21 protein-coding genes are annotated in these 24,681 nt (G+C 71.0%); 13 read left to right on the top strand and 8 right to left on the bottom strand.

Annotated features, from left to right (window positions below; all coding sequences use genetic code 11):
- Positions 1 to 32: 32 nt before the first annotated feature.
- The 10 genes from ASF94_RS19760 (at position 33) to ASF94_RS19715 (ending at position 11,275) form a co-directional block, all read left to right on the top strand.
- Positions 33 to 1,364 (top strand): MFS transporter, encoded by a 1,332-nt coding sequence (locus ASF94_RS19760; RefSeq protein WP_056671109.1) that lies wholly within the window; start codon positions 33 to 35, stop codon positions 1,362 to 1,364.
- A gap of 65 nt (positions 1,365 to 1,429) precedes the next feature.
- Complete coding sequence (locus tag ASF94_RS19755; RefSeq protein WP_056670694.1) at positions 1,430 to 2,947, top strand: indolepyruvate oxidoreductase subunit beta family protein; 1,518 nt, start codon at positions 1,430 to 1,432, stop codon at positions 2,945 to 2,947.
- Entirely contained in the window at positions 2,944 to 3,399 is a 456-nt protein-coding gene (locus ASF94_RS19750; protein WP_056670692.1) for a thioesterase family protein, read from the top strand. The genes ASF94_RS19755 and ASF94_RS19750 overlap by 4 nt, the downstream gene beginning before the upstream one ends.
- Positions 3,400 to 3,421: 22 nt before the next feature.
- Positions 3,422 to 5,749, top strand: a complete 2,328-nt coding sequence (locus ASF94_RS19745; RefSeq protein WP_056670689.1) for a bifunctional salicylyl-CoA 5-hydroxylase/oxidoreductase — start codon at positions 3,422 to 3,424, stop codon at positions 5,747 to 5,749.
- A 43-nt stretch (positions 5,750 to 5,792) separates the two neighbouring features.
- Positions 5,793 to 6,938 carry a cupin domain-containing protein gene (locus ASF94_RS19740; RefSeq protein ID WP_056670686.1) on the top strand — a complete coding sequence of 382 codons (1,146 nt, stop codon included), beginning with the start codon at positions 5,793 to 5,795 and terminating at the stop codon, positions 6,936 to 6,938.
- 56 nt (positions 6,939 to 6,994) lie between these two features.
- A complete protein-coding gene (locus ASF94_RS19735; RefSeq protein ID WP_056670683.1) occupies positions 6,995 to 7,933 on the top strand; it encodes a fumarylacetoacetate hydrolase family protein in 939 nt (312 codons plus the stop codon).
- Positions 7,934 to 7,945: 12 nt separating this feature from the next.
- Positions 7,946 to 8,980, top strand: coding sequence for a carbon-nitrogen hydrolase family protein (locus ASF94_RS19730; protein ID WP_056670681.1), 1,035 nt, complete (start codon positions 7,946 to 7,948; stop codon positions 8,978 to 8,980).
- Positions 8,977 to 9,744, top strand: a complete 768-nt coding sequence (locus ASF94_RS19725; RefSeq protein ID WP_056670679.1) for an Asp/Glu racemase — start codon at positions 8,977 to 8,979, stop codon at positions 9,742 to 9,744. The genes ASF94_RS19730 and ASF94_RS19725 overlap by 4 nt, the downstream gene beginning before the upstream one ends.
- Positions 9,745 to 9,934: 190 nt before the next feature.
- Entirely contained in the window at positions 9,935 to 10,378 is a 444-nt protein-coding gene (locus ASF94_RS19720) for a MarR family winged helix-turn-helix transcriptional regulator (RefSeq protein WP_056670676.1), read from the top strand.
- A gap of 240 nt (positions 10,379 to 10,618) precedes the next feature.
- Positions 10,619 to 11,275 carry a flavin reductase family protein gene (locus tag ASF94_RS19715; protein ID WP_082493445.1) on the top strand — a complete coding sequence of 219 codons (657 nt, stop codon included), beginning with the start codon at positions 10,619 to 10,621 and terminating at the stop codon, positions 11,273 to 11,275.
- Here ASF94_RS19715 and ASF94_RS19710 read toward each other — a convergent pair.
- The 8 genes from ASF94_RS19710 to ASF94_RS19680 form a co-directional block, all read right to left on the bottom strand.
- Positions 11,235 to 11,816, bottom strand: coding sequence for a dihydrofolate reductase family protein (locus tag ASF94_RS19710; RefSeq protein ID WP_056670673.1), 582 nt, complete (start codon positions 11,814 to 11,816; stop codon positions 11,235 to 11,237). The two genes, ASF94_RS19715 and ASF94_RS19710, sit on opposite strands and share 41 nt — an antisense overlap.
- The gene (locus ASF94_RS19705) at positions 11,813 to 12,607 is read right to left on the bottom strand and encodes a YafY family protein (protein ID WP_082493444.1); all 795 of its coding nucleotides are present in this window, start codon (positions 12,605 to 12,607) and stop codon (positions 11,813 to 11,815) included. The genes ASF94_RS19710 and ASF94_RS19705 overlap by 4 nt, the downstream gene beginning before the upstream one ends.
- A 189-nt stretch (positions 12,608 to 12,796) precedes the next feature.
- Positions 12,797 to 12,928 carry a hypothetical protein gene (locus ASF94_RS22020; protein ID WP_369818682.1) on the bottom strand — a complete coding sequence of 44 codons (132 nt, stop codon included), beginning with the start codon at positions 12,926 to 12,928 and terminating at the stop codon, positions 12,797 to 12,799.
- 439 nt (positions 12,929 to 13,367) lie between these two features.
- Positions 13,368 to 14,342, bottom strand: coding sequence for a ProQ/FINO family protein (locus ASF94_RS19700; RefSeq protein ID WP_056670670.1), 975 nt, complete (start codon positions 14,340 to 14,342; stop codon positions 13,368 to 13,370).
- Between the two features lie 140 nt (positions 14,343 to 14,482).
- Complete coding sequence (gene glcF, locus ASF94_RS19695) at positions 14,483 to 15,748, bottom strand: glycolate oxidase subunit GlcF (RefSeq protein WP_056670667.1); 1,266 nt, start codon at positions 15,746 to 15,748, stop codon at positions 14,483 to 14,485.
- A gap of 48 nt (positions 15,749 to 15,796) precedes the next feature.
- A complete protein-coding gene (locus ASF94_RS19690) occupies positions 15,797 to 16,624 on the bottom strand; it encodes a YoaK family protein (RefSeq protein WP_082493443.1) in 828 nt (275 codons plus the stop codon).
- A 6-nt stretch (positions 16,625 to 16,630) separates the two neighbouring features.
- Entirely contained in the window at positions 16,631 to 17,776 is a 1,146-nt protein-coding gene (gene glcE, locus ASF94_RS19685; RefSeq protein ID WP_056671104.1) for a glycolate oxidase subunit GlcE, read from the bottom strand.
- A 123-nt stretch (positions 17,777 to 17,899) separates the two neighbouring features.
- The gene (locus tag ASF94_RS19680) at positions 17,900 to 18,850 is read right to left on the bottom strand and encodes an SMP-30/gluconolactonase/LRE family protein (RefSeq protein ID WP_056670664.1); all 951 of its coding nucleotides are present in this window, start codon (positions 18,848 to 18,850) and stop codon (positions 17,900 to 17,902) included.
- Between the two features lie 184 nt (positions 18,851 to 19,034).
- Between ASF94_RS19680 and ASF94_RS19675 the strand changes: the two genes are divergently transcribed.
- From ASF94_RS19675 to ASF94_RS19665, 3 genes are read left to right on the top strand one after another with little or no spacing between them, the layout of a single operon-like run.
- Positions 19,035 to 21,287, top strand: a complete 2,253-nt coding sequence (locus ASF94_RS19675; protein WP_235505443.1) for an ATP-binding protein — start codon at positions 19,035 to 19,037, stop codon at positions 21,285 to 21,287.
- The gene (locus ASF94_RS19670) at positions 21,280 to 21,738 is read left to right on the top strand and encodes a response regulator (protein ID WP_056670661.1); all 459 of its coding nucleotides are present in this window, start codon (positions 21,280 to 21,282) and stop codon (positions 21,736 to 21,738) included. The genes ASF94_RS19675 and ASF94_RS19670 overlap by 8 nt, the downstream gene beginning before the upstream one ends.
- Positions 21,731 to 24,355, top strand: coding sequence for a response regulator (locus ASF94_RS19665; protein ID WP_082493441.1), 2,625 nt, complete (start codon positions 21,731 to 21,733; stop codon positions 24,353 to 24,355). Before ASF94_RS19670 ends, ASF94_RS19665 begins: the two co-directional genes overlap by 8 nt.
- The last annotated feature ends 326 nt before the right edge of the window (positions 24,356 to 24,681 follow it).

Genomic DNA, 24,681 nt, shown 5'->3' with positions numbered 1-24,681 from the left:
TCCGGCCCAGCACAGCAGCAGGAGCAATGACCATGGCCGCACCGATCCCCACCACCACCACCACCGCAGCGGGTTCCCACCCGGTGCGCCCGGCCGTGACCCGGCGCGTTCTGATCGTCTGCTGGCTGGCGATCCTGTTCGAGGGCTACGACGTCGGCGTGATGGGCGCGGTGCTGCCCGCCATGGCCGAAGACCGTGCCTGGAACCTGAACCCGCTGCAGCTCGGCGTGCTCAGCAGCTATGCGCTGGCGGGCATGTTCGTGGGCGCGCTGCTGGTGGGCACGCTGAGCGACCTGCTGGGCCGTCGCCGCATGCTGCTGGCCTGCGTGGCGCTCTTTTCGCTCACCATGGCGGGCGCGGCCTGGGCGCCCACGCCGCTGTGGTTCGGCGTGTTCCGCTTCCTGGGCGGGGTGGGGCTGGGCGGGGTCATTCCGGCCGCCGCGGCGCTCACCATCGAATATTCGCCGCCCGCCCGCCGCAGCTTCAACTACGGCGTGATGTATTCGGGCTACTCCTTCGGCATCCTGTGCGCGGCGCTGCTCGCCCTGCAGTGGCTGCCGCAGATCGGCTGGCGCGGCGTGGTCGGCGCGGGCGCGCTGCCGCTGCTGGCCCTCTGGCCCATGGCGAAGATGCTGCCCGAATCGCTGGAGTACCTGGCGGGCAAGGGCCGCCAGCGCGAGGCCCGCGAACTGGCGCAGCGCCTGGGGCTGCCGGTGCCGAAGCCGGTGCGCGCGGTCGTCCCGCAGGCTGCCACGCAGAGCGCGTTCGGCTGGCGCCAGGTGCTGGCCGAAGTCTTCGCCCGCCGCCACCTGCGCGCCACGGCCTGCTTCTGGGTGGCACTGTTCTGCGGCCTGCTGCTGATCTACGGGCTCAACACCTGGCTGCCCACCATCATGCGCCAAAGCGGCTACGACCTGGGCTCCAGCCTCGGCTTCCTGGTCGTGTTCAGCCTGGCCTCGGCCGTCGGCGGGCTGTTCTTGGGCCGCATTGCGGACCGCTTCGGTGTGCGCGGCACGGTGGGCTGCTTCTATCTGCTGGGCGCCGCCGCGGTGCTGGCCCTCATGTCGCCGGGCGGCCTGTGGGTGAACTACCTGCTGGTGGCGCTGGCAGGCCTGGGCAGCATCTCGGCCTCGCTCATCCTCACCGGCCACCTGGCCGGCTGGTACCCGGCGCAGGTGCGCGCCGCGGCCACGGGCTGGGGGCTGTCGTTCTCGCGCTTCGGCGCCATGGCCGGGCCGCTGCTGGGCGGCTACGTGGCCAGTGCCGGCCTGGGCGTCTCTGCCAATTTCATCGCCTTCGCCGCCGTGGGCGCGCTGGCCGCCATCGCCGTGTTCCTGCTGCCCGCGCGCCCTCCCGGCGCATGAGCCGCGCCGCCTCGCCCGCTCGCTTCACTTCCTGTTTTCCCCCTCAGCTTTCTTCGGAGCCTTCCATGACCATTGAACCGATCAAGATCGCGATCCTCGCCATGGGCGGCGAGGGCGGCGGCGTGCTGGCCGACTGGGTCGTCGATCTGGGCGAATCCAACGGCTGGTTCGCGCAGACCACCTCGGTGCCCGGCGTGGCCCAGCGCACCGGCGCCACCATCTACTACGTGGAACTGTTCCCCGGCGCGGACCAGCCCGGCGCTCGCGTGCCGGTGCTGGCCCAGGCCCCGATGCCGGGCGACGTGGACATCGTGCTGGCCTCCGAGCTGATGGAAGCCGGCCGCGCCGTGCAGCGCGGCCTGGTCACGCCGGACCGCACGGCCTTCGTCACCTCCACCCACCGCGTCTATTCCATCGCCGAGAAGTCCGCCATGGGCGACGGCCGGGTGGACGGCGATGCGTTGCTGGCCCAGGCCCGCCGCGCCGCGCAGCGCTTCATCGCCTTCGACATGGCCGCCGCCGCCGAGCGCAGCGGCAGCGTCATCAGCGCGGTGCTGTTCGGCGCGCTCTGCGGCGCAGGCGTGCTGCCCTTCAACCGCCAGCAGTTCGAGGCCACCATCGAGCGCGGCGGCGTGGGCGTGAAGCCGAGCCTGAAGGCCTTCGCCGTGGGCTACGAGCAGTCGCGCCAGGAGTCGCCCGAGCGCATCGCGTCGGGCAAGCCCCAGCCGCGCGCCGCCGCCAGCGTGCGGCCCGCCCACCCCGAAGTGGCCCGGCTGGTTGCTCGCGCCCAGGCCTATCCGGCCGAGGCGGCGGACATCGCCGTCGAAGGCGTGCGCCGCCTGATCGACTACCAGGACATCGCCTACGCCGCCCTCTACCTGCAGCGGCTCGACGCGCTGGCTGCTGCCCGCGGCACCGACGCCACGCTGCTGGCCGAGACGGCCCGCCACCTGGCGCTGTGGATGTCGTACGAAGACGTGATCCGCGTGGCCGACCTGAAGACCCGCGCCAGCCGCTTCGAGCGCGTGACGGACGAAGTGCACGCCCAGCAGGACCAGGTGCTGCACATCCAGGAATTCATGCACCCGCGCCTGGAAGAAATCTGCGAGACCCTGCCCGCCGGCCTGGGCCGCTGGCTGGCCCGCCCGCATGCCGTGCACCGCCTGGTGGGCCGCTTCACGCGCGAAGGGCGCATCGTGCGCACCAGCAGCCTGGGGGGCTTCCTCACGCTCTACCTGCTGGCGCGGTGGCGCCGCGGCCGCCGCAGCACGCTGCGCTATGCGCAGGAGACCGAACGCATCGATACCTGGCTGGCGCGCATCCACCGCCTGGCGGCCATCGACCCGGCCCTGGCGCTCGAGGCGGCGCGCTGCCAGCGGCTGGTCAAGGGCTACAGCGACACGCACGCCCGGGGACTGAAGAACTACGAAACCCTGATGGCCGTGGTGGACCGCCACGCCGCCACGCTGGCGCCCGCCACGCTGCGCAGCCTGCGCGATGCCGCACTGGCCGACGAACACGGCGTGAAGCTGCAGGACAGCCTCCGCCGCCATGCCCTCATCACCGAAGGGGCCGCCGCATGAGCCCGCGCCCCCACCCCCGCCACTTCAGCCGCCCGCACCGCATCCGCTTTTCGGAATGCGATCCCGCCGGCATCGTCTTCTACCCGCAGTACTTCGTGATGTTCAACGACCTGCTGGAAGCCTGGGTGGACCAGCTGCTGCCGGGCACGGGCTTCGCTGGCTACATCGGCGAGATGCGCTTCGGCCTGCCGACGGTGCGGCTGGAGGCGGACTTCCGCGCGATCAGCCGCATGGGCGACGACGTGACGCTCTCGCTCGACGTGGAGCAGCTGGGCGGCAAGTCGATCACGCTGGCGCTGGCCTGCACCGGCGCCGATGGCGACCTGCGCATGCGCGTGCGGCAGGTGGTGGTGACCACCTCGCTGCAGACGCACCAGGCCGTCGCCATTCCCGCCGTGCTGCGCCACGCCCTGGTTCCCGAGCAGCCCGACACCCCCGAACACAACACCTGAGACGACAAAGAAGGAGCGCACCATGAAAATCGCCTGCATCGGCGGCGGCCCCGCCGGCCTGTATTTCGGCCTGCTGATGAAGCTGCAGGACCCGTCCAACGAGGTCGTGGTCATCGAGCGCAACCGGCCCTACGACACCTTCGGCTGGGGCGTCGTGTTCTCCGACGCCACGCTGGAGAACCTGCGCGGCGCAGACCCCGTCTCGGCCCAGACCATCGCGGCCGAATTCAGCCGCTGGGACGACATCGACGTCCACTTCAAAGGCCGCATGGTCCGCAGCGGCGGCCACGGCTTCATCGGCATCGGCCGCAAGAAGCTGCTGAACATCCTGCAGTCGCGCTGCGAGGAACTGGGCGTGCAGCTGGTCTTCGAGACCCAGGTGCAGGACGACCAGGAGGTGGCGCGCCAGTACGGCGCCGACCTGGTCATCGCCAGCGACGGCATCAACAGCCCGATCCGTACGCGCTATGCCGATACTTTCCAGCCCGACATCGACCAGCGCAATTGCCGCTTCGTGTGGCTGGGCACGCGCAAGGTGTTCGAGGCCTTCACCTTCATTTTCGTGCCCACCGAGCACGGCTGGTTCCAGGCCCATGCCTACCAGTTCGAGAACGGCCTCTCCACCTTCATCGTGGAAACCACCGACGCCGCCTGGCAGGCCGCCGGCATCGACAAGATGTCGCAGGAAGACGGCATCGCCTACTGCGAAAAGCTGTTCGCACCCTGGCTGGACGGCGAGCCGCTGATCTGCAACGCCACCCACCTGCGCGGCTCGGCCGTGTGGATCCGCTTCCCGCGCGTGATCTGCAAGCACTGGGTGCAGTGGACGCAGCCCGACGGCGCCCAGGGCCGCGAGGTGCCCGTGGTGCTGATGGGCGATGCCGCGCATTCCGCGCATTTCTCGATCGGCTCGGGCACCAAGCTGGCGCTGGAAGACGCGATCGAGCTGGCCAACACCTTGAAGGCCGGCGGCGCGCTGCGCGAGCGGCTGCAGCACTACGAGGCAGTGCGCGGCGTGGAGGTGCTCAAGATCCAGAACGCGGCCCGCAACTCCACCGAATGGTTTGAGAACGTGGCGCGCTACGCGGGCCTTGCACCCGAGCAGTTCGCCTATTCGCTGCTCACGCGCTCGCAGCGCATCTCGCACGAGAACCTGCGCCTGCGCGATCCGGCCTGGCTCGAAGGCTACGAACGCTGGCTGGCCGAGCGCTCGGGCGTGGAGGCGCCCGCGGGCCAGCCGCCGCGCCCGCCGCTGCTCACGCCCTTCACGGTGCGCGGCGTCACGCTGCCCAACCGCATCGTGGTGTCGCCCACCATGCTCTATTCGAGCCAGGACGGCGTGCCCGGCAACTTCCACCTGGTGCACCTGGGCAGCCGCGCCCTGGGCGGCGCCGGTCTGCTGATCGCCGAGGCCACGGCCGTGGCGCCCGAGGCCCGCATCACCCCGGGCGACCCGGGCCTGTGGAACGACGAGCAGATCGCCGCGTGGAAGAAGATCGCCGACTTCGTGCACGCCCAGAGCGGCGCGCGCATCGGGGTGCAGCTCAACCACGCGGGCCGGCGCGGCTCCACCCAGCTGGGCTGGGAAAAGCCCGACCACCCGCTCGCCGAAGGCAACTGGCCGCTGGTGTCGGCCAGCGCGCTGCCCTACCGGCCCGGCATCTCCGCCGTGCCGCGCGAGGCCACGCAGCACGATCTGGAGCACATCCGCGACGGCTTCGTGGCGGCAGCGCGCCGTGCGGCCGAGGCCGGCTTCGACTGGCTGGAGTTGCAGGCTGGCCATGGCTTCCTGCTCTCGTCCTTCATCTCGCCGCTGACCAACCGGCGCACCGACGCCTACGGCGGCTCGCTGGACAACCGCCTGCGCTTCCCGATCGACGTGGTGGCGGCGGTGCGCGCCGTGTGGCCCGAGCACCTGCCGCTGTCGGTGCGCATCTCGGCCACCGACTGGGCCGAAGGCGGCACCACCGTCGATGAGGCCGTGGAGATCGCCCGCCGCCTGAAGGAAGCGGGCGCCGACCTGGTCGATGCCTCGTCCGGCGAAGTCACGCCCGACCAGAAGCCTGTCTATGGCCGCATGTTCCAGGCCCCGTTCGCCGACCGCATCCGCAACGAGGCCCAGGTGCCGACCATCGCCGTGGGCGCCATCACCGAGGCCGACCAGGTCAACGGCATCGTGGCCTCGGGCCGCGCCGACCTGTGCGCTCTCTCCCGCCCGCACCTGGCCAACGCCGCCTGGCTGCTCGACCAGAGCGCCCGCCACGGCTGGCGCGACGTGCAGTGGCCCGCCGCCTACGAGTGGGGCCGCGACCAGCTCGAGCGCAGCTACGCTCGCGCCGGCCAGGCCTGATGCCGCAGCCCGCCCGTTCATCGCACAGCAAAGGAGCATCACCATGGCCCAAGCATCAACGTCACCCAACTACGACCAGTACCGCGAAAGCATCGCCGGGCGCGCGGACGTGGAGGACACGCCCGAACTCGTCGCCTACTACCGCCAGCTCGAACAACTGAAGGCCGGCGCCCTCTGGACGGTGGCCAACAAGATCGAGCCCTGGCAGCCCAAGTCGGCCTCGGTGCCGGTCCTCTGGCGCTACCGCGACCTGCGCGAGCACGTGCTGCGCTCGGTCGAACTCGTCACGCCCGAGAAAGCCGGCCGCCGCGTCATCTATCTGAACAACCCGGGCCGGCAGGAGGTCTCCGCCGCCGTGGGCTGGCTCTACTCCGGCCTGCAGGTCATGCACCCGGGCGAAGCGGCTTCGGCCCACGCACATTCCGCCTCGGCACTGCGCTTCATCATGGAAGGGCAGGGCGCCTACACCGTGGTGGATGGCCACAAGATGACCCTGGGCGCCAACGACTTCGTGCTCACGCCCAACGGCACCTGGCACGAGCACGGCGTGGAAGCGGGCGGCCTGCCCTGCATCTGGCAGGACGGGCTGGACATCCCCCTGGTCAACGCCATGGAGGCCGGCTTCTACGTCGTCCACCCGGATCTGCGCCAGGCCGTGGGCCACCCGGTGGACGATTCCACCGCGCTCTGGGGCGCGCCGGCCCTGCGCCCGCACGGCCTCGCCTGGAACAAGCCCTATTCGCCGCTCTTCAAGTACGAATGGGCGCCCACCTACGAGGCCCTGGTGCGCCACGCATCGGTGTCGGACGGCAACCCCTTCGACGACGTGCTCATGCACTACACCAACCCGGTCACGGGTGGCTACGTCATGCCCACCATCGGCGCCAGCATGCAGCGCCTGCGCCCGGGCTTCGCGGGCAAGGCGCATCGCCACACCGGCAGCTTCCTCTACCAGGTGGCCAAGGGCCGCGGCCATTCCATCATCAACGGCCAGCGCTTCGACTGGCAGGAGCGCGACATCTTCTGCGTGCCCTCCTGGGCCTGGCACGAGCACGCCAATGCCTCGCAGACCGAAGACGCCTGCCTGTTCTGCTTCAGCGACCTGCCGGTGATGGAAAAGCTCGACCTCTACCGCGAAGAGGCGCTGGCCGACAACGGCGGCCACCAGCCGGTGTCGGCGCCCGCCTGATCAACACCGAACCCTGACCCCCTTTTTACCGATTCACCCCACTGGAGACCCGCACCATGAAACTCGTCACCTACCGCGCCCACGTCGCCGCCGCCGCCCGCCTGGGCGCCCTCGTCGATGGCCTCGTCGTCGATCTGCAGCGCCTGGGCGAGCACACCGGCCACGATCTGCCCGACGACATGCTGGACTTCATCGACCTCGGCCCCTCTGCCGTCGCCACCACCTCCGAGCTGCTGGCCGACCAGCAGGGCCGCTGGCCGCTGGGCGTGGCCGTGCCGCTCGCCAACGTGAAGCTGCTCGCTCCCATCCCCCGGCCCCGCAAGAACATCTTCGGCATCGGCCTGAACTACGTCGAGCACGTGGCCGAATCCAGCCGCGCGCTGGACACGTCCAAGGACCTGCCCAAGCAGCCCGTGATCTTCTCCAAGCCGCCCACGACCGTCATCGGCCCCGGCGACGCCATCGAGCACAACGCCGACATCACCCGCCAGCTGGACTGGGAAGTGGAGCTGGCCGTCATCATCGGCACCCGCGCCAAGCGCGTTCAGGAAGCCTCGGCCCTGAACCACGTCTTCGGCTACAGCCTGATGATCGACATGAGCGCGCGCGACAACCGCCGCGCCGGCCAGTGGATCTATTCCAAGGGCCAGGACACGTATGCGCCCTTCGGCCCGGTGATCGTCACCGCCGACGAGATCCCCGATCCGCAGGTGCTGGACCTGAGCCTGCAGGTCAACGGCGTGACCAAGCAAAGCTCCAACACCCGCCACATGCTGTTCAAGGTGAACACGCTGATCGCCGACATCAGCGCCGGCATCACGCTGGAGCCCGGCGACATCATCGCCACCGGCACCCCCGAAGGCGTGGGCGCCGGCCGCAGCCCGCAGGAATGGGTCTGGCCCGGCGACGTGATCGACGCCACGGTCGAGAAGATCGGCAGCCTGCGCCACCCCGTGGTGGCCGTGGGCAACGACCCGTGCGCCGGCCGCGAATAAGAGGAGGCCGCCATGCTCGAATTGCCGAAATTCAAGGCGGCGGCCGTGCAGGCCGCCCCGGTGTTCCTCGACACCGACGCCACGGTGGACAAGGCCTGCCGCCTGATCGCCGAAGCCGCCGGCAACGGCGCGCAGCTCGTCGCCTTCCCCGAGGTGTTCGTGGCCGGCTACCCGTACTGGAGCTGGATCGCCAACCCGATCGACGGCAGCCCGTGGTTCGAGCGCCTGGCGCGCTCGGCCATCGAGATTCCCGGCCCTGAGATCGCAAAAATAGCCCAGGCCGCGGCGCGCCACAAGACGCATGTGGTGATCGGCGTGAACGAGCGCAGCCGCCACGGCATCGGCACGATCTACAACACCCTGGTCACCATCGGCGACGACGGCCGCATCCTGGGCCGCCACCGCAAGCTGGTGCCCACCTGGGCCGAAAAGCTCACCTGGGCGCCGGGCGATGCCTCGGCCCTGCGCGTGCACCGCACCTCCATCGGCCCGCTCGGCTCGCTCGCCTGCGGCGAGAACACCAACACGCTGGCGCGCTTCGCGCTGCTGTCGCAGGGCGAACTGGTGCACGTGGCCAGCTACATCTCGCTGCCCGTGGCGCCGCCCGACTACGACATGGCCGAGGCGATCAAGGTGCGCGCGGCGGCCCACTGCTTCGAGGGCAAGCTGTTCACCATCGTCTCGTGCTCCACCGTGTCGGAAGAGATCATCACGGCGATGGAGCCGCTCAACCCCAAGGCGCGCGAGCTGCTCACGCGCAGGAACAGCGCGTTCTCCGGCTTCCTCGGCCCCGATGGCCGCGTGATCGGCCAGCCGCTGATCGACGACGAGGGCATCGCCTATGCCGACATCGACCTGGGCCGCTGCATCCAGCCGCGCCAGATGCACGACATCACCGGCCACTACAACCGCTTCGACGTCTTCGACCTGCGCGTGAACCGCCGGCCGCTGCAGGCCGCGCGCTTCGACGACGCGCCGGCCGACACCGACGCCCTGCAGCCGCGCGAGGGCGGCGGCGCCGACGCATTCCAGGAGACACCCCAATGACCACCACCGCCACCCCCCGCGCCTTCCGTATCGGGCAGATCGTGCCCAGCTCCAACACCACCATGGAAACGGAGATCCCGGCCATCCTGCGTGCGCGCGAGGCGCTGCACCCGGAGCGCTTCACCTTCCATTCCAGCCGCATGCGGATGAAGCACGTCACCAAGGAAGAGCTGGCCGCCATGGACGGCGACAGCGACCGCTGCGCGCTGGAGCTGTCGGACGCGCGCGTCGATGTGCTGGGCTACGCCTGCCTCGTCGCCATCATGAGCATGGGCCGCGGCTACCACCGTGTCTCCGAGGCGCGCCTGCACCAGCGCACGGTGGACAACGGCGGCCCCGCGCCCGTGGTGACCAGCGCCGGCGCCCTGGTCGATGGCCTGCACGCCATCGGCGCGAAGAAGGTCTCCCTCCTCACGCCCTACATGAAGCCGCTCACGCAGCTGGTGATCGACTACATCGAGAGCGAAGGCATCGAGGTGGTGGACAGCATCTCGCTGGAGATCCCCGACAACCTCGAAGTCGGCCGCCAGGACCCGCGCGCACCCATCGAGATCACGAAGCGGCTCCACACCGCCGGAGTGGATGCGGTGGTGGCCTCGGCCTGCGTGCAGATGCCCTCGCTCGCCTCCGTGCAGCCCATCGAGGACCGCGTGGGCCTGCCGGTGCTGTCGTCGTCCGTGGCCACCACCTGGCAGATGCTCAAGAAGCTGGGCCTTTCCACCCAGGTACCGGGACATGGCGCGCTGCTCAGTGGGCGCTACTGAGGCTGCCGGCGACGCGACAGGCGCGGCGGCTCCGACAACGGGGCCCGCATCACACCGGGCGCCTGGGGCGGACGAAGCCGGGCGGTGGGCGCACCTAGAATGGGACGAAGCCCTCCTGCCCCGCAGCGGCGCCCTGGCGGCAGAGCCCGCGGGTGCGGCCGCCGCCGATGCCTGCCCCGCTTCTCCGCCCATGCCCGAGACAGAACCCTTCGTCGATCACTACCTTCCCGCCCTGCTGGGCCAGGCCTGGCATCTGGTCTCGTCCGAATTCCATGCGGTGGTGGAGTCGCAGGGGCTGTCGGTGCTGGAATGGCGCGTGCTCTCCACCCTGGTCGGCAATGGCCCGATGCCCATCAGCCGCCTGGCGCAGAAGACCGTGAGCAAGCAGCCCACCGTCACCCGCCTGCTCGACCGGATGGAGGCGCAAGGCCATGTGCAGCGCGTGCCCGACGCCACCGATGGCCGCGTCACGCGGGTGCGCGTCACGCGCAGCGGGCGCAAGCTGGTCTCCGGCCTGCTGGCCCAGGCCGAACTGCACGAGAAGATGGTGCTGGCCTCGCTGGGCGCGCGCAAGTCCGAGGCGCTGAAGGCGGCGCTGCATGAGCTGATAGACAGGTACGGCCCGGCAGACTGAGGGAGCGTGGCGCACAGAGCCCTGCTGGCGTCGTTGCCGCATCTTGCCGTGGCGCTGCCACTGTCTGCGATGCGGCGCCTAGCCAGAAGGGCTCTGTGAGCCGCTTGGGTTGGGTGGGGCTTGAGCAATGGGCACGGGTGTCTTTGTTGCTCTGGCCAATGCCTGCGCCGGCCAGTCGATTCGTGCAGGAATGCATACCGATCCAGCCACAGCGGCGTTTGGCGCGGGCAGACTGCAAGCATGATTTCCTCATCGAAAGACCCTGATGTTGGCCCCGCCGCCGGCACCCTGCACAGCTACCGGCCCGGCGAGGGCCATGGCCTGCCGCACGATCCGCTTCCCTCCATCCTCGGGCCCCGGCCCATCGGCTGGATCTCCACGCGCAGCGCCGCAGGCCGCATCAACCTGGCGCCCTACAGCTTCTTCAACATCTTCAACTACCGTCCACCCATCGTGGCCTTCTCCAGCGTGGGCTACAAGGACACGGTGGCGAATGCCGAGGCGACGGGCGAATTCGTCTGCAACCTGGCCACGCGCGACCTGGCCGAGGCCATGAACGCCACCAGCACCGAACAGCCATCGGAACACGATGAATTCACGCTGGCCGGCCTCGTGCCCGCGTCCTGCGCGCAGGTGGCCGCGCCGCGCGTGGCGCAGAGCCCCGTGGCGCTGGAATGCCGCGTCACCCAGGTGCAGCGCCTGGCCGATCACGCGGGCCGCCTGCTGGATACCTGGATGGTGTGGGGTGAAGTCGTGCAGGTGCACATCGCCAGCGCGTTGCTGCCGGGCGGCATCTACGACACCGCTGCAGCCCGGCCGATCCTGCGCGGCGGCGGTCCGGCGGATTACTTCGAGATCACGCCCGAGGCGCGGTTTCTGATGCGCCGGCCGCGCTGAGGGGCTGCAGCTCGCGGGTCACCACGCCGTCGTCATAGCACTGGCGGGACCGCTCTTCCCAGCGGAGCGCGTGCCTGCCGTGACTCGCGCTGCCCCAGAGCGGGATGCCGGCGCCGAGCGTGACGGGCATGGTCGCCAGCATCAGGCGATGCACGCAGCCGCTGCGCAGAAACTGCCCGGCTGCGTCGCCTCCGCCTAGCAGCCAGCCGCGGCGCACGCCCTGGCGTTGCCAGTGTGCAAGCAGTTGCTGGGGTGAGCGGGGGCCCCACTCCATGTGCTGGGGCAGGCCGCTGGCCGATGGTGGGCGTGGCTGGTGGCTGAGCACCTGGCCGGGGCGCTCGCCGTAGGGCCAGACGCCGAACGACATCACTGCCTCGCAGGTACGGCGGCCCATGACGACGGCGTCCACGGTGTCGATGAAGGCCGCCATGCCATAGTCGGTGGCAGCGTTCTCGAAGGGCATCAGCCATTCCAGCTCGCCCTGCGGGCCCGCGATGAAACCGTCGAGGGAGGCGGCGACGTAATAGACGATCTCGGTCATGTGGCAGAAGAGGAAGAGGAAGGGGAAGGAGAAGGGTGGGAAGGCATGGGCAGGCCGCGTTGCGCACCGGCCTGGCTTGCGGCCTCGACCTGGGCTGCCGCCCTGGCAGCCATCTTGGCCTCTTCCCGGCGCAGCAGGTCGGCCAGCGTGCGGCCCTGTTGCGTGGGAAAGCGCTGGTCCAGCAACTCCAGCGCGGCCACGCGGTCGATCCGGAAGCCCCGGAAATCGCCACGCAGTTCGCACCAGGCCGCCAGGGTCCACACCCGGCCCCAGTAGAAGCAGCCCAGCGGCCACACCCGGCGCACGCTGGATCGGCCCTGGTCGTCCGCGTATTCGATGCGCACGATGCGGCGTGCAGGCACGGCTTCGCGCAGCGCCTGCAGCATGGTCCGCTCCCGCTCATCCAGTCCCACCGCCGGGGCGTACAGTGCCTGGGCTTCGGCCGCGGCGCGGGCCGCGGCCGGCAGCACCGACAGGATCTTGCCCAGCGCCTCTTCCAGATCGCAGGCCAGGCCCGCGTCCAGCCAGGTCTGCGCCAGACGCGCCGCCGCTACCAGGGCGTTGGCCTCGCCCTGGCTGAACATCAGCGGCGGCAGCTCGAAGCCCTTGCCCAGCCGGTAGCCCACGCCCGCCTCCCCCTCGATGGGAACGCCCTGGCGCTGCAGGTCGGCGACGTCGCGGTAGATGGTGCGCGCCGACACCTCCAGCCGCCCCGCCAGGAAGTCGGCCGTGGAGAGGCGCCGGCCCCGGATGAGCTGGACGATCTGGAACAGGCGGTCTGCGCGGCGCATGGCGTGTGGATGGGCGATGGATGATGAGTTGCGTCGAAAAGGCCTGAAGCGCTTGGTATATATGCGCATGAAGCTATGAAAGATATAGCAACCGGGTGCATGTGCCTCGGGCCGTGCCCATGCTATCCGGCGCGCGACCCGAGCCCCGGGTGGGCGCCGCCGGGCTCCGTCGGCATGGAGCGCATTCGATCAGCGCGTCGCCGCATACAGGCCGACGGTATGGCCCTCGGTGTCGCGCAGGTGGGCGATGAAGCCGATGCCCCGGGGCCGTTCGATGCAGGCGTCGATCAACCGCCCGCCGGCGGCGGCCACGCGGGCCACGGCGGCGTCCAGGCTCGGTGCGCAGTCCAGGCGCTGCGCAGGGGGCGTGCCAGCACGGCTCCATGGAAGGCCTGGGCGCCGCCCAGGTCAGTGCCGGGGATCTCGAACCAGCGGATGGCCGTGGCTGACGTGGCCGTGGCGGTTGCTGGTGCTTGTGCGGAAGGGGGAGGGAAGCGGTTGCGCTCATGACGTTCACCCGAGGGTGTGTTTGCAAACAACGTCATGGTGCGGGGGGGGGCTGCTGACAGCGTGGTGTCAGCAGGCGGGTGCGGCGCCGGCGGGCAAGGGTGTCACGCCAGTCAGTCAGTCAACCTGTTCGCGCAGAGGCTGCCTGGCGCGCCCTGGCTGCGACGCTTCGACAAGCTCAGGACAGGCCAAGCTGAGCCCGAACGGGCTTCGATGAGCGGACTGGCAGGGGGTGGGAGGCCGCCTGCGCGGTTCAGGCTTCGGCCGCTGGCTCGGCTGGGGCGTCGACGGGCGCAGTGGTCGTTGTGGGCGTAGGTGCGGGTGCCGGTGCGGGTGCCGGTGCGTTGTGCAGCTGGCGGGCGCGCTGCAGCTGCCGCTCGACCGCGCGCGCATCCATGCCGTACATGTCGGCGAACTGTTCCACCGACGCGCTGCCGCTGGCCTCGAAAGCGCGCAGCAGCGCTTCGGCCTTGGCGTCGCGTTCGGCGACTTCGGCAAACGCTTCGTCCAGCAGGGCGTTGGCGCGCTCGTCGCGGCCGCGCACCAGGGCGTCGTAGGCCTCGCGCGTCAGGCCCGAGGCTTCGTAGGCCTGGGCGATGCGGCGGCGCAGCTTGGCCGTGAGGTCTTCGCCGTCGCGCGGCTTCTTGCGGCGGAACACTTCCAGCAGGGCGTGGTGGACGTGTTCGGGCGCCATGGCCTCGACCGGCTGGCCGCTCAGGTCGTGGCGCTGGCGGCCCTCGGCCACCACCTGCAGGTAGCGCGTGGAGCGGGTGTGGATGCCGAGCGCGGCCTTCAGGTCTTCCTTTTCGAAGACGCCGGGGTGGGCGTCCTGCAGGTCCTGGAAGATGCCGCGCTTGAGCGGCAGGAACTGCGCGCCGAAGAGGTGCGGGTAGAAGCCCGCCAGTTGTTCCAGCGCGGGGTGCGTGCGGCGCGGGCCGCTCTGGCCTTTGGGCGGCGTGCCGGCCGCGGCTTCGCCCGTCTGCCGGTTCTGGCCGCCGCCACCGCCCGAGCGGCCGCGCCCGCCACGCCGGGACGCGTTGGGCGAGCGCGGAGCGCGGCCTTCGCCGCCGGCGGCTTCTGGGGCGGCGGAGGCTTCTGAGGTGCCTGCTTCGCCGCCGGCCGCTGCTGCCGGCACGGCCTGGCTGTCCGTGGCCGGTGCAGCGGCACTGGCTGCGGGTGCGGCGGGTGCGGGGTTCTGGGATTCGGGTGCGGTCGCGTTGTCGGTCATGGCTATCAAGGGTGCGGTCGGGTCACGGCGGTGCGGCCGGGCAGCGGTGGCGGCGGAGGAGGGAAGGCCTCCGGCGCGCCCGGCTGCGCGGCGGAAAACCCGCCATCATGCCAGTTCGCCGCTGGCCGAAGCTGTCAGGCCTACAGCGCGCCGGGGCGCAGCGCCTCGTCCAGCACCTCCACCCAGTGCCGCACGGGCACGTCGGTGCCGCTTTGCAGATGGGTGATGCAGCCGATGTTCGCCGACAGGATGGCGGCTGGCGCCTCGCCTTCGGCGAAGACTTCGCCCAGCGCGGCCAGCTTGCGGTCGCGCAGCGGCAAGGCCAGTTCGGGCTGCAGCACCGAATAGGTGCCGGCCGAACCGCAGCACAGGTGCGACTCGGTGCGCGCGGTGCGCACGCGAAAGCCCAGCGCCGTCAGATGCGCCTCCACGCCGCCGCGCAGCTTCTGGCCGTGCTGCAGCGTGCAGGGCGGGTGGTAGGCCAGCAGCGCCTGGCCGGGGTCGATGCGGCCCTGCAGGCGTTCGGCCAGCTCGGGCAGCAGGTCGGGCAGCAGCTCGGACAGGTCGCGCGTGAGGGCGCTGATGCGGGCCGCGCGCTCGGCGTATTGCGCGTCGCCGCGCAGCAGATGGCCGTAGTCCTTGACCATCACGCCGCAGCCCGAGGCGTTCATGACGATGCTTTCCACGCCGCCCTGGAAATCGATGTAGGGCCACCACGCGTCGATGTTGGCGCGCGCCTGGGCCAGGCCCCCGTCCTGGTCGTTCAGGTGGAACTTCACGGCGCCGCAGCAGCCGGCCTGCGGCGCGATCACGGTCTGGATGCCCGCCGCATCGAGCACGCGGGCCGTGGCGCGGTTGATGTTGGGCAGCATGGCGGGCTGCACGCAGCCGGCCAGCATCAGCACCTTGCGGGCGTGTTCCCGCACCGGCCAGGCGCCGGCCTGCTGCGGTGCGGGCACCTTGGCGCGCAGCGCCTCGGGCAGCAGGCCGCGCACGGCCTGGCCGGCCTTCATGGCCGGGCCGAAGAGGGGCGAGGGCAGGCCCTCCTTCAGCGCCCAGCGCGTGGCGCGCTCGCCCAGCGGGCGGGGCACCTGCTCGTCGACCAGCTTGCGGCCGATGTCCACCAGGTGGCCGTACTGCACGCCGCTCGGGCAGGTGCTTTCGCAGTTGCGGCAGGTCAGGCACCGGTCCAGGTGCAGCTGGGTCTTGCGGGTGGGGGTTTCGCCCTCCAGCACCTGCTTGATGAGGTAGATGCGGCCGCGCGGGCCGTCCAGCTCGTCGCCCAGCAGCTGGTAGGTGGGGCAGGTGGCGGTGCAGAAGCCGCAGTGCACGCACTTGCGCAGGATGGCCTCGGCCTCCTGCCCTTCGGGCGTGCCCTGGTAGTGGGGGGCGAGGTTGGTTTGCATCGTGTTCTTGGGGGTATGTCGTGGGAGGCGGGTCAGGACGTGGCGGTGTCAGTGCGGCGGGCCGTCGCCGCCGGCTGCCGGGGGCGCGCGGTGGCGCAGGCGCAAGTGGCCCCACCAGCCGAAGGTCCAGTCTCGCAGCGCGCGGTTGTGGCGCAGGTCGTCCAGGTAGGCGGGCAGCGACAGCCACAGCAGCAGTGCGGCCAGCGGCAGCACGCAGACGAAGCCCACGTGCTTGAAGCCGGCGGCGCCCGCCACGCCGCCCAGCACGAAGGCCGCGATCAGCCCGCCGAAGAGCCGCACCCGGTCCAGGTTGGGCCGCACGCGGTTGGCTTCGGTGCGAAAGCGGTTCCAGTAGAGCGCCTTGCCCAGCTCGATCCCCAGGTCGGTGAAATGGCCGGTCATGTGCGTGGTGCGGATCTTGCCGCCGGACACCTTGGACGCCACGGCGTTCTGCACGCCCATGATGAAGGACAGCAGCAGCACCGTAAGCGGCACGGCGAAGGGCGTGGACCAGCCCAGCGTCAGCGCGCCCATCAGGCCGAAGGGCAGCATCAGCGCGGCCTCCAGCAGCAGCGGCAGGGCGTAGAGGTGGCGCAGCCCGAACTGCCGGCCCCAATTGATCTGAATGGCGGCGGTGGCGGCGCCGGCCAGGAAGGCCAGGATGGCGCCCAGCGCCCCCAGCAGCACCTGCATGTCGCCCGTCACCAGCGAGTCGGCCACCTGCGACGTGAAGCCCGTCATGTGCGATGTGTAGCGCGCCAGCACCAGGAAGCCGCCCGCATTCACCGCGCCCGCGATGAAGGCCAGCAGCAGGCCCAGCACGCGGTTGGTGGCGCGCGTGCGGTGCAGCCCGGTCAGGTGGCGCAGCAGGCGCATGGCGGCCTAGCCGGCTGCGCCCACCAGGTGGCCCGGGTTGAAGAGGCCGGCCGGGTCGAACGCCTGGCGCAGCCGCGCGTGGATCTGCGCGATGGCCGGGGATTGAGCATCAAAAGGGCCGCTGGCGCTTGTGGAATGGCCGTCTTCTGCTATAAAAATAGTAGCATTTCCACCCGCCTGCCGTGCGACCTGCCGCAGGGCCGCGCCATGCGCCAGCGGCGCCTGCACCCAGCGCAGGGCGCCGTGCCATTCGATGAGCGGCGCTGCCACCCCGGCGGGCAGGGCAAGCACCGGGGCGGTGGCGGGCACCGACAGGCGCCAGAGCGCGTGGCCGGGTCGCGCGCTGCGGTCGGTGAACCACGGCAGGGTCTGGTCCCGGCAGGCGTTCCAGTCGGCGGCGGTGGCGTCCTGCGGCATGCGCTCGCCGCCCAGGCTGCGGCAGGCGGCCTCCACCGCCGCCGTGGCGCCGCGCAGGCGCAGGTAGAGCGTGCCTTCGCGGCCGGGGCCGCCCGTGCCGTCGTCCACAGGGTCCACCCAGCAGCTGGCGTTGAGCGGCAGCGGCTGGCCGCCCCAGGCCTGCAGCCGGGCGAGCGCATCGGCCTGGGTGCAGGCAAACCGCAGTGTGGCCTCGGCCGGCGGCACGGGCAGCACCTTCAGGCTGACCTCGGTGATCACGCCCAGCGTGCCCCAGGCGCCCACCATCAGGCGCGAGACGTCATAGCCGGCTACGTTCTTCATCACCTGGCCGCCGAAGCGCAGCAGCTCGGCCCGGCCGTTGACCAGCTCCAGCCCCAGCACGTAGTCGCGAACCGCACCCACGCTGGCACGCGCCGGACCCGACAGGCCGGCCGCCACCATGCCGCCCACGGTGCCGCCGTCGCCGAAGCGGGGAGGCTCGAACGGCAGGCACTGGCCGTGCTGCGCCAGCAGCGCCTCCAGCTCGGCCAGCGGAGTGCCGGCGCGGGCAGTCACCACCAGCTCGCTGGGCTCGTAGCTCACGATGCCCGCCAGGGGCCGCAGATCGAGCACCTCGCCCTGCAGCACGGCGCCGCCGTGAAAGTCCTTGGTGCCGCCGCCCCGCAGGCGCAGCGGGCGTTGGTTGGAAGCACTGGCGCGCACGCGCTCGACGATCTGGCTGAGGGCTGAATCCATCCGGGCATGGTACGGCAGCACCCCGCGCCGAGGGGGTGCGCCAGCCTTGAATTTTTTGAACGGCGCGTGTGAGCGGATTGGCCGGGCGCCCAGCGCGGGGGAGGGGGTCGGCCTCGCGGCCCGTCAGCGGCGGCCGGGGTCGAAGAAGGCGACGGGCAGGCCCGGCACCTCGACCTGCAGGGAGAAGATGCAGCCCGACCCCGGCAGCTCGGCCAGTTCCTGGGCCGGCCGACCCTGGCGCGCGGAGGTGACGAACAGCGTGCGGCCGTCGTCGCCCCCCAGGCAGGGCATGGTGGGGCAGCGCACGGGCAGCGCCACATCGGCCAGCACCTCGCCGGTCGGCGAGAGGCGCAGCACCCGGCCGCCTTCATAGGCCGCGCTCCAGTAGGCGCCTTCCGCGTCCACGGTGCCGCCGTCGGGTCGCCCGCCGTAGGCCGCCTGGCCTGGCTGGACGGCGGCGCCGGGCTGCCACCCCGCCGGCTTGGGTGCGTAGCGCTTCAAGACCTGCGGCTCGCCCTGCGGCTCCAGCGCCGCATCGCAGCGCCAGGTGCGGATCTCGTGCGTCGGCGTGTCGCACCAGTAGAGCGTCTCGCCCCCCGGTGACCAGGCCAGGCCGTTGGCCGTTGCCACGCCGCCCAGCATGCGGCGCACGGTGGCGGGGCCGGCGCCCCGGGCATCGACGCAGTAGAGCGCCGCCACGGGCTGGCGCGGCCCTGCCTTCGGCTCGTGCATGGAGCCCACCCAGAAGCGGCCCAGCGCATCGCATTTGCCGTCGTTGGCGCGCTCGGTCGCCGGGTCGAAAGGCAGCTGCGCCACCGGCTCCAGCGTGCCGCCCCACTCGCGTGCCATGAAGATGCCGGCGCGCAGCGCCACGACCAGGCCACCGCCGCGCACGGGCGCGATGCAGCCGGGCTCGGTGGGCATGGGCCAATGCTCGACGCGGCCCGAGGCCGGGTCCACCCGCGAGACCTGCCGCCCGTCGATGTCCACCCAGTACAGGCGGCGCTCCCCGGGGTGCCAGAACGGCGACTCCCCCAGTTGCGAAGGCTCGGTGGTGACGGCGGTCCAGGGCATGCGGGCGAACTCCTAGCGGGATGGAAATGCGGTGGGGGAGGGCGGCGGGACCCGCCCGCGCCTGCCGACGGGCCCGCGGCCTGGCGGAAAGGGCGCAACCCTTTGCCCACTCTACCCCAGGCCGGGGCTCCTTGCTGGCATGATCCGCGCATCGCGCCCCGCCGCCTTGCCGTCCGTATCCGCCTTGACATCCGCCCCCGACCTCTCTCTGTGCGACATCGAGCCCATCCGGGTGCCCGGCGCGATCCAGGCGCATGGCCGCATGCTGGTGCTGGACGGCGCCGCGCTGGCCCTGCTGGCCTGGAGCGCCAACTGGGCGGACGCTGCTGCCAGCGGGGCTGCCAGTCCGGCCGCCGGGGCGCTGGCGGCGCTGACGTCGCTGGACGCAGAGGTGCTCCGCGCCACGCCCGCCGACGGGTCCGCCGTGCAGGTGGGCAGCCTGCGCTCGGGCGACCAGGCGTACGACTGCTGGGCGCATCGCACCGCCACGCAGCTGATCGTGGAATGCGAACCCCAGCCCCGCCTGCGGCGCCACGAAGCCCCCATCTACGCCCTGGCGCGCGACTTCCTGCCGCGCCTGCAGGCCGCCCGGACCGTGGAGGCCCTGGCCCAGCTGGCAGCGCGTGAACTCCAGCGCCTGACCGGCTTCGGCCGCAGCCTGGTGTACCGGTTCGACGACGAGGGCCATGGCGAGGTGCTGGGCGAGGCCGTCGAGCCCGGCTACGACAGCTACCTGGGGCTGCACTTCCCCGCCGCCGACGTTCCGAAGCAGGCCCGGGCCCTGTATCTGGCCAACCGCTTCCGGCTGATTCCCGACGCCGGCTACCAGCCCGTGCCGCTGCTGGCCGCAGCGGACGGCCCCGCCGCGCAGGACATCGACCTGTCGCAGGCCTTCCTGCGCAGCGTGTCGCCGGTCCACCTGGAATACATGCGCAACATGGGCACGATGGCGTCGCTGTCGGTGTCCATCGTGGTGGACGGGCGGCTCTGGGGGCTCGCCTCCTGCCACGACCACGCGCCGCGCCTGCTGGATGCGGACATGCGCGCCGCCTGCACCCACCTCGGCCAGCTGCTGTCCATCCAGGTCGAAGCGCTGCAGGCCAATGCCGAAGTGGCCGCGCGGCTGGAGCTGCGCCACTGGACGCTGCAGCTCGTCTCCCAGCTGGCCGACAGCGACGCCAGCCTGCGCCGCATCCTGCAGGAGCCCGCCGCGCTTTTGCGCATGGCCCGCGCCACCGGTGCGGCCGTGGTGCTCGACGAGCAGGTCTGGACGACCGGCGAGACGCCGCCGCAGCCGGCGCTGGTGGAACTGGCCGGCTGGATCGCCGGGCTGGGCACGGAGGTGTACGAAAGCGCCGGGCTGGCCGCCCACTACCCGCCCGCGGCCGCCTGGCCGCAGCAGGCCGCAGGCGTGCTGGCCATCTCCATCTCGCAGGTGCACCGCCACGTGCTGCTCTGGTTCCGGCCCGAGGTGGTGCAGACGGTCACCTGGGCCGGCGACCCGCGCAAGCAGCTGCTGCAGCCCGATGCGGCAGGGCGCATTCACCCGCGCCGCAGCTTCGAGCGCTGGGCCGAACAGATCGGCGGGCGCTGCCTGCCCTGGTCCGCGGCGGAGACGGCAGCAGTGGCCGAGCTGCGCCAGGCGCTCATCGGCATCGTGCTGCGCCGCGCCGAGGAACTGGCCGCCATGGCCAGCGAGCTGGGCCGCGCCAACAAGGAACTGGAAGCCTTCTCATACACCGTGTCGCACGACCTGCGCGCGCCGATGCGCCACATCGCGGGCTATGTCGATCTGGTGATGGACGCCGAGGGCGCGGCGCTCAGCGAGCGGGCGCACCGCTACATGCACCACGTCAAGGACGCTGCCGCCTTCGCCGGGCAGCTGGTGGACGCGCTGCTGGACTTCTCGCGTATGGGCCGCACCGCACTCAACCTCAAGCGAGTGGACACCGACAGCCTGGTGCAGGGACTGGTGCGGGAGATCGCGCGCCACGAGCGCGAGCGCCAGATCGAGTGGCATGTGGAAGCCGGCCTGCCCGCGCTCACCGCCGACCCGTTGCTGCTGCAGGTGGCGGTGCGCAACCTGATCGGCAACGCCGTCAAGTACAGCCGCGACCGATCACCGGCGGTGGTCCACGTCCGGGCGGTACGCAACGCCGAGGGACAGGGGCTGGAGGTGCAGGACAACGGCGTGGGCTTCCAGATGCAATACGTCGGCAAGCTCTTCAACGTGTTCCAGCGCCTGCACCAGAGCGAGGAGTTCGAGGGCACCGGCATCGGCCTGGCCAACGTCAAGCGGATCGTGGAGCGGCACGGCGGCCGGGTCTGGGCGCAAGGAGAGCCCGGCCACGGCGCTACATTCGGTTTCGTGCTGCCCGGCTCCGGGCAAAATGCGCAAGCCATGCCTTCTCCCGCAACCCCGTCCAGCCATGCTTAAACCCATTCTTCTCGTCGAAGACGACCTGCGCGACCAGGAGCTGACATTGCTGGCGCTGGAGCGCAGCCAGCTGGCCAACGACGTGGTGGTGATGCGCGACGGCGCGGCGGCGCTCGATTACCTGCGCCGGGAAGGCGAACACGCCAGCCGCCAGGAAGGCAACCCGGCGGTGATCCTGCTCGATCTGAAGCTGCCCAAGGTCAACGGCCTGGAGGTGCTGGAGGCGGTGCGCAACACGCCCGCGCTGCGCAGCGTGCCGGTGGTGATGCTCACCTCGTCGCAGGAAGAGGCCGACCTGCTGCGCAGCTACGAGCTGGGCGTGAACGCCTACGTGGTCAAGCCGGTGGAGTTCAAGCAGTTCGTCTCGTCGATCGCCGAGCTCGGCATGTTCTGGGCGGTGCTCAACGAGCCGCCACCAGGGTCCCTGCGCGCCAGCCGCCGCCATGACTGAGCGGTCGGCACAAGAGCGTTCCCAGCAGCCGCTGCGGGTGCTGCTGCTGGAAGATTCCGCCTTCGATGCGGAACTGCTGCAGGAATCGCTGTCGGCTGCGTATCCGCGAGCCCGGCTGCAGGTGGTGCGCAACGGCACCGACTACGTCGCCGCGCTGCAGCAGGGTGGTTTCGAAGTGATCCTGTCCGACCACGAACTGGGCGGCTTCAGCGGCACGGAGGCGCTGCTGCTGGCGCGCGAGCGCGCCCCGCATGCCCCTTTCATCTTCGTGTCCGGCGTGATCGGCGAAGACAACGCGGTCGAACTGCTCAAGCAGGGCGCGACCGACTATGTCAGCAAGGGCCGGCTGTCGCGGCTGCCCTCGGTGCTGGACCGGGCCATGCGCGAGGTGGCCGAACGCGCCGCGCGCATCACCGCCCAGGCCGAGCTGCGCCAGGCCAAGGAAGAAGCCGATCGCCTGACCGAGGAACTGGCCCAGCGCGTGCGCGAGGTGGAAGCGGGCGAAGCCCGGCTGCGCACCGCCACCGACGCGGGGGGGCTGGGCGTCTGGCAGCTCGATCTGCAAGACCGGTCCCTCTACGCGTCGCCGCACTGCAAGCAGAATTTCGGGCGGGACCCGGATCAGCCGTTCACCTACCAGGAATTGCTCGATGCCGTGCATCCGGACGACCGGGAGCGCATGCGCGCGGCCGTCGCACACACCATCGCGACGGGTGAGGACTACCAGATCGAATACCGCATCCAGCGGCCCGATGGCCAGCTCGCCTGGGTGCGCGTGGTGGGCCGGCTGGAGTCGGACGGCAGTGGCCGCCCGCTCTACATGGCCGGCATCTCGCAGGAGATCACCGACACCATGCTGTCGCGCCGGCGCGCAGAGCTGCTGGACCTGCTCGACCTGGAGGTGTTCGGCGTGGTGCCCGAGCCGTCCGACATCGCCTACCGCGCCGCCGAGGCACTGGGCCGGGTGCTGGACGTCAGCCGGGCCGGCTACGGCATGGTGGACCGCGAGGCGGAAACCATCACCATCGAGCGCGACTGGAACGCGCCCGGCATCGGCACGCTGGCGGGCACCCTGAGCTTTCGCGATTACGGCAGCTACATCGAGGATCTCAAGCGCGGCGAAACCGTGGTGTTCGCCGACGCCTGGCTGGACCCGCGCACCCGCGACAACGCCGAGGCGCTGATCGCCATCCAGGCGCAGTCTGTTGTCAACATGCCCGTCAACGAAGAGGGTGGCCTGGTCGCGCTCCTCTATCTGAACCACGCGACCAGCAGGCACTGGACGGCCGAGGAGATGAGCCTGATCCGCGAGGTGGCGCACCGCACCCGCCACGCGGTGGAGCGCCGGCGCGCCGAGCAGCGCCTGCATGCGCTGGCCAACTCGCTGGAGCGCAAGGTGCAGGAGCGCACGGCCGAGCTGATGAAATCCGAGGCAGCGCTGCGGCAGTCGCAGAAGATGGAAGCCGTCGGCCAGCTGACCGGCGGGCTGGCGCACGACTTCAACAACCTGCTGGGCGCCATCTCCGGCAGCCTGGAACTGCTGCGCCGCAAGCTGGGCGAGGAATCGTCGGCGCTGCGCTACGTGGACATCGGGCAGACGGCCACCAAGCGGGCGGCAGCGCTCACGCACCGGCTGCTGGCGTTCTCGCGCCAGCAGACGCTGGAGCCCAAGGTCGTGCAGGTCAACCAGCTCGTTGCCGGGTTCGAGGATCTGGTGCGGCGCACCATCGGCCCGCAGATCACGCTGGAGGTCGTGGCGGGCGCGGGCGTCTGGCCGGTGCATGCCGATCCGAGCCAGCTCGAGAACGCGCTGCTGAACCTCTGCATCAACGCCCGCGACGCCATGCCCGAGGGCGGGCAGCTCATGATCGAGACCGCCAACAGGGCGATGGGCGACGCCATGGCCCGTGACTACGAGATGCAGCCCGGCCAGTACGTGTGCATCGCCGTCAGCGACAACGGCAGCGGCATGCCGGCCGAGGTGATCGCCCGGGCTTTCGACCCCTTCTTCACCACCAAGCCCATCGGCGTGGGAACGGGCCTGGGCCTGTCCATGGTGTATGGCTTCGCCCGCCAGTCCGGCGGGCAGGCGCGCATCCATTCGTCGGTGGGTTCGGGCACCACGGTGTCCATGTACCTGCCGCGCTACGTGGGCGATGAAGAGGCGGTGGACGAGGGCGGCGGCGCGCAGCCTGCGCTCGACGGTGTCGGCCTGGGAGAAACCATCCTGGTGGTGGACGACGAGGCGTCCGTGCGCCTGCTGATGGTCGAGATGCTGCGCGAGATGGGCTACCGGGTGGTGGAGGCCGAGGACGGCGCCCGTGCCACCCAGGTGCTGCAGAGCGATGCGTCCATCAAGCTGCTGGTGACCGACGTGGGCCTGCCGGGCGGCATGAACGGCCGCCAGGTGGCGGATGCCGCGCGCACCATTCACCCGGCGCTGCAGGTGCTGTTCGTCACGGGCTACGCCGAGAACGCCGTGCTGAGCCACGGCCATCTGCCTGCGGGCATGCAGGTGCTGACCAAGCCGTTCGAGCTGCACGCCTTCGGCCAGCGCGTGCAGACCATGATGAAGCTGGCCACCGCGGCAGCCGCTTCGCCCAGAACCGCCGCCTGAGAGCGCCCGCGCCGTGTGCGCGGCGCGCCCGACCGGCTCGACCTGCGGCCGATCCACCGAAGTCTTCCCCACGGGTGGCTGCGCGCTCCCCGCGCGCGCTCCGACGCGCACCTGCGCGCACCTGAGCAGCGCGCCCGGCCGGTGAGCGACCTGGCAGCACGGGACGGCCTGCGACAGGCAAAAAAAAGCCCACCTTGCGGCGGGCTGAATGTCCAGAGGAGTCACTAGAGCGTGTTATGAACTTCCCGCCGAAGTCAGCACCCGTACGGCAGCGGGCAACATGAGCACTGCGAAAACCAGGAAATGCAGTCCACCGAGCACTTCGG

The organism is Acidovorax sp. Leaf160, from assembly GCF_001424265.1.
Lineage (GTDB): Bacteria > Pseudomonadota > Gammaproteobacteria > Burkholderiales > Burkholderiaceae_C > Paracidovorax.
The sequence above is the reverse complement of the archived record's forward strand: the minus strand, read 5'-3'. Positions and strand labels throughout refer to the sequence as shown.

Coding starts and splice junctions, on each gene's coding strand:
- ASF94_RS19760 (WP_056671109.1), top strand. CDS start 33: ATGGCCGCACCGATCCCCACCACCACCACCACCGCAGCGGGTTCCCAC.
- ASF94_RS19755 (WP_056670694.1), top strand. CDS start 1,430: ATGACCATTGAACCGATCAAGATCGCGATCCTCGCCATGGGCGGCGAG.
- ASF94_RS19750 (WP_056670692.1), top strand. CDS start 2,944: ATGAGCCCGCGCCCCCACCCCCGCCACTTCAGCCGCCCGCACCGCATC.
- ASF94_RS19745 (WP_056670689.1), top strand. CDS start 3,422: ATGAAAATCGCCTGCATCGGCGGCGGCCCCGCCGGCCTGTATTTCGGC.
- ASF94_RS19740 (WP_056670686.1), top strand. CDS start 5,793: ATGGCCCAAGCATCAACGTCACCCAACTACGACCAGTACCGCGAAAGC.
- ASF94_RS19735 (WP_056670683.1), top strand. CDS start 6,995: ATGAAACTCGTCACCTACCGCGCCCACGTCGCCGCCGCCGCCCGCCTG.
- ASF94_RS19730 (WP_056670681.1), top strand. CDS start 7,946: ATGCTCGAATTGCCGAAATTCAAGGCGGCGGCCGTGCAGGCCGCCCCG.
- ASF94_RS19725 (WP_056670679.1), top strand. CDS start 8,977: ATGACCACCACCGCCACCCCCCGCGCCTTCCGTATCGGGCAGATCGTG.
- ASF94_RS19720 (WP_056670676.1), top strand. CDS start 9,935: ATGCCCGAGACAGAACCCTTCGTCGATCACTACCTTCCCGCCCTGCTG.
- ASF94_RS19715 (WP_082493445.1), top strand. CDS start 10,619: ATGATTTCCTCATCGAAAGACCCTGATGTTGGCCCCGCCGCCGGCACC.
- ASF94_RS19710 (WP_056670673.1), bottom strand. CDS start 11,816: ATGACCGAGATCGTCTATTACGTCGCCGCCTCCCTCGACGGTTTCATC.
- ASF94_RS19705 (WP_082493444.1), bottom strand. CDS start 12,607: ATGCGCCGCGCAGACCGCCTGTTCCAGATCGTCCAGCTCATCCGGGGC.
- ASF94_RS19700 (WP_056670670.1), bottom strand. CDS start 14,342: ATGACCGACAACGCGACCGCACCCGAATCCCAGAACCCCGCACCCGCC.
- glcF (WP_056670667.1), bottom strand. CDS start 15,748: ATGCAAACCAACCTCGCCCCCCACTACCAGGGCACGCCCGAAGGGCAG.
- ASF94_RS19690 (WP_082493443.1), bottom strand. CDS start 16,624: ATGCGCCTGCTGCGCCACCTGACCGGGCTGCACCGCACGCGCGCCACC.
- glcE (WP_056671104.1), bottom strand. CDS start 17,776: ATGGATTCAGCCCTCAGCCAGATCGTCGAGCGCGTGCGCGCCAGTGCT.
- ASF94_RS19680 (WP_056670664.1), bottom strand. CDS start 18,850: ATGCCCTGGACCGCCGTCACCACCGAGCCTTCGCAACTGGGGGAGTCG.
- ASF94_RS19670 (WP_056670661.1), top strand. CDS start 21,280: ATGCTTAAACCCATTCTTCTCGTCGAAGACGACCTGCGCGACCAGGAG.
- ASF94_RS19665 (WP_082493441.1), top strand. CDS start 21,731: ATGACTGAGCGGTCGGCACAAGAGCGTTCCCAGCAGCCGCTGCGGGTG.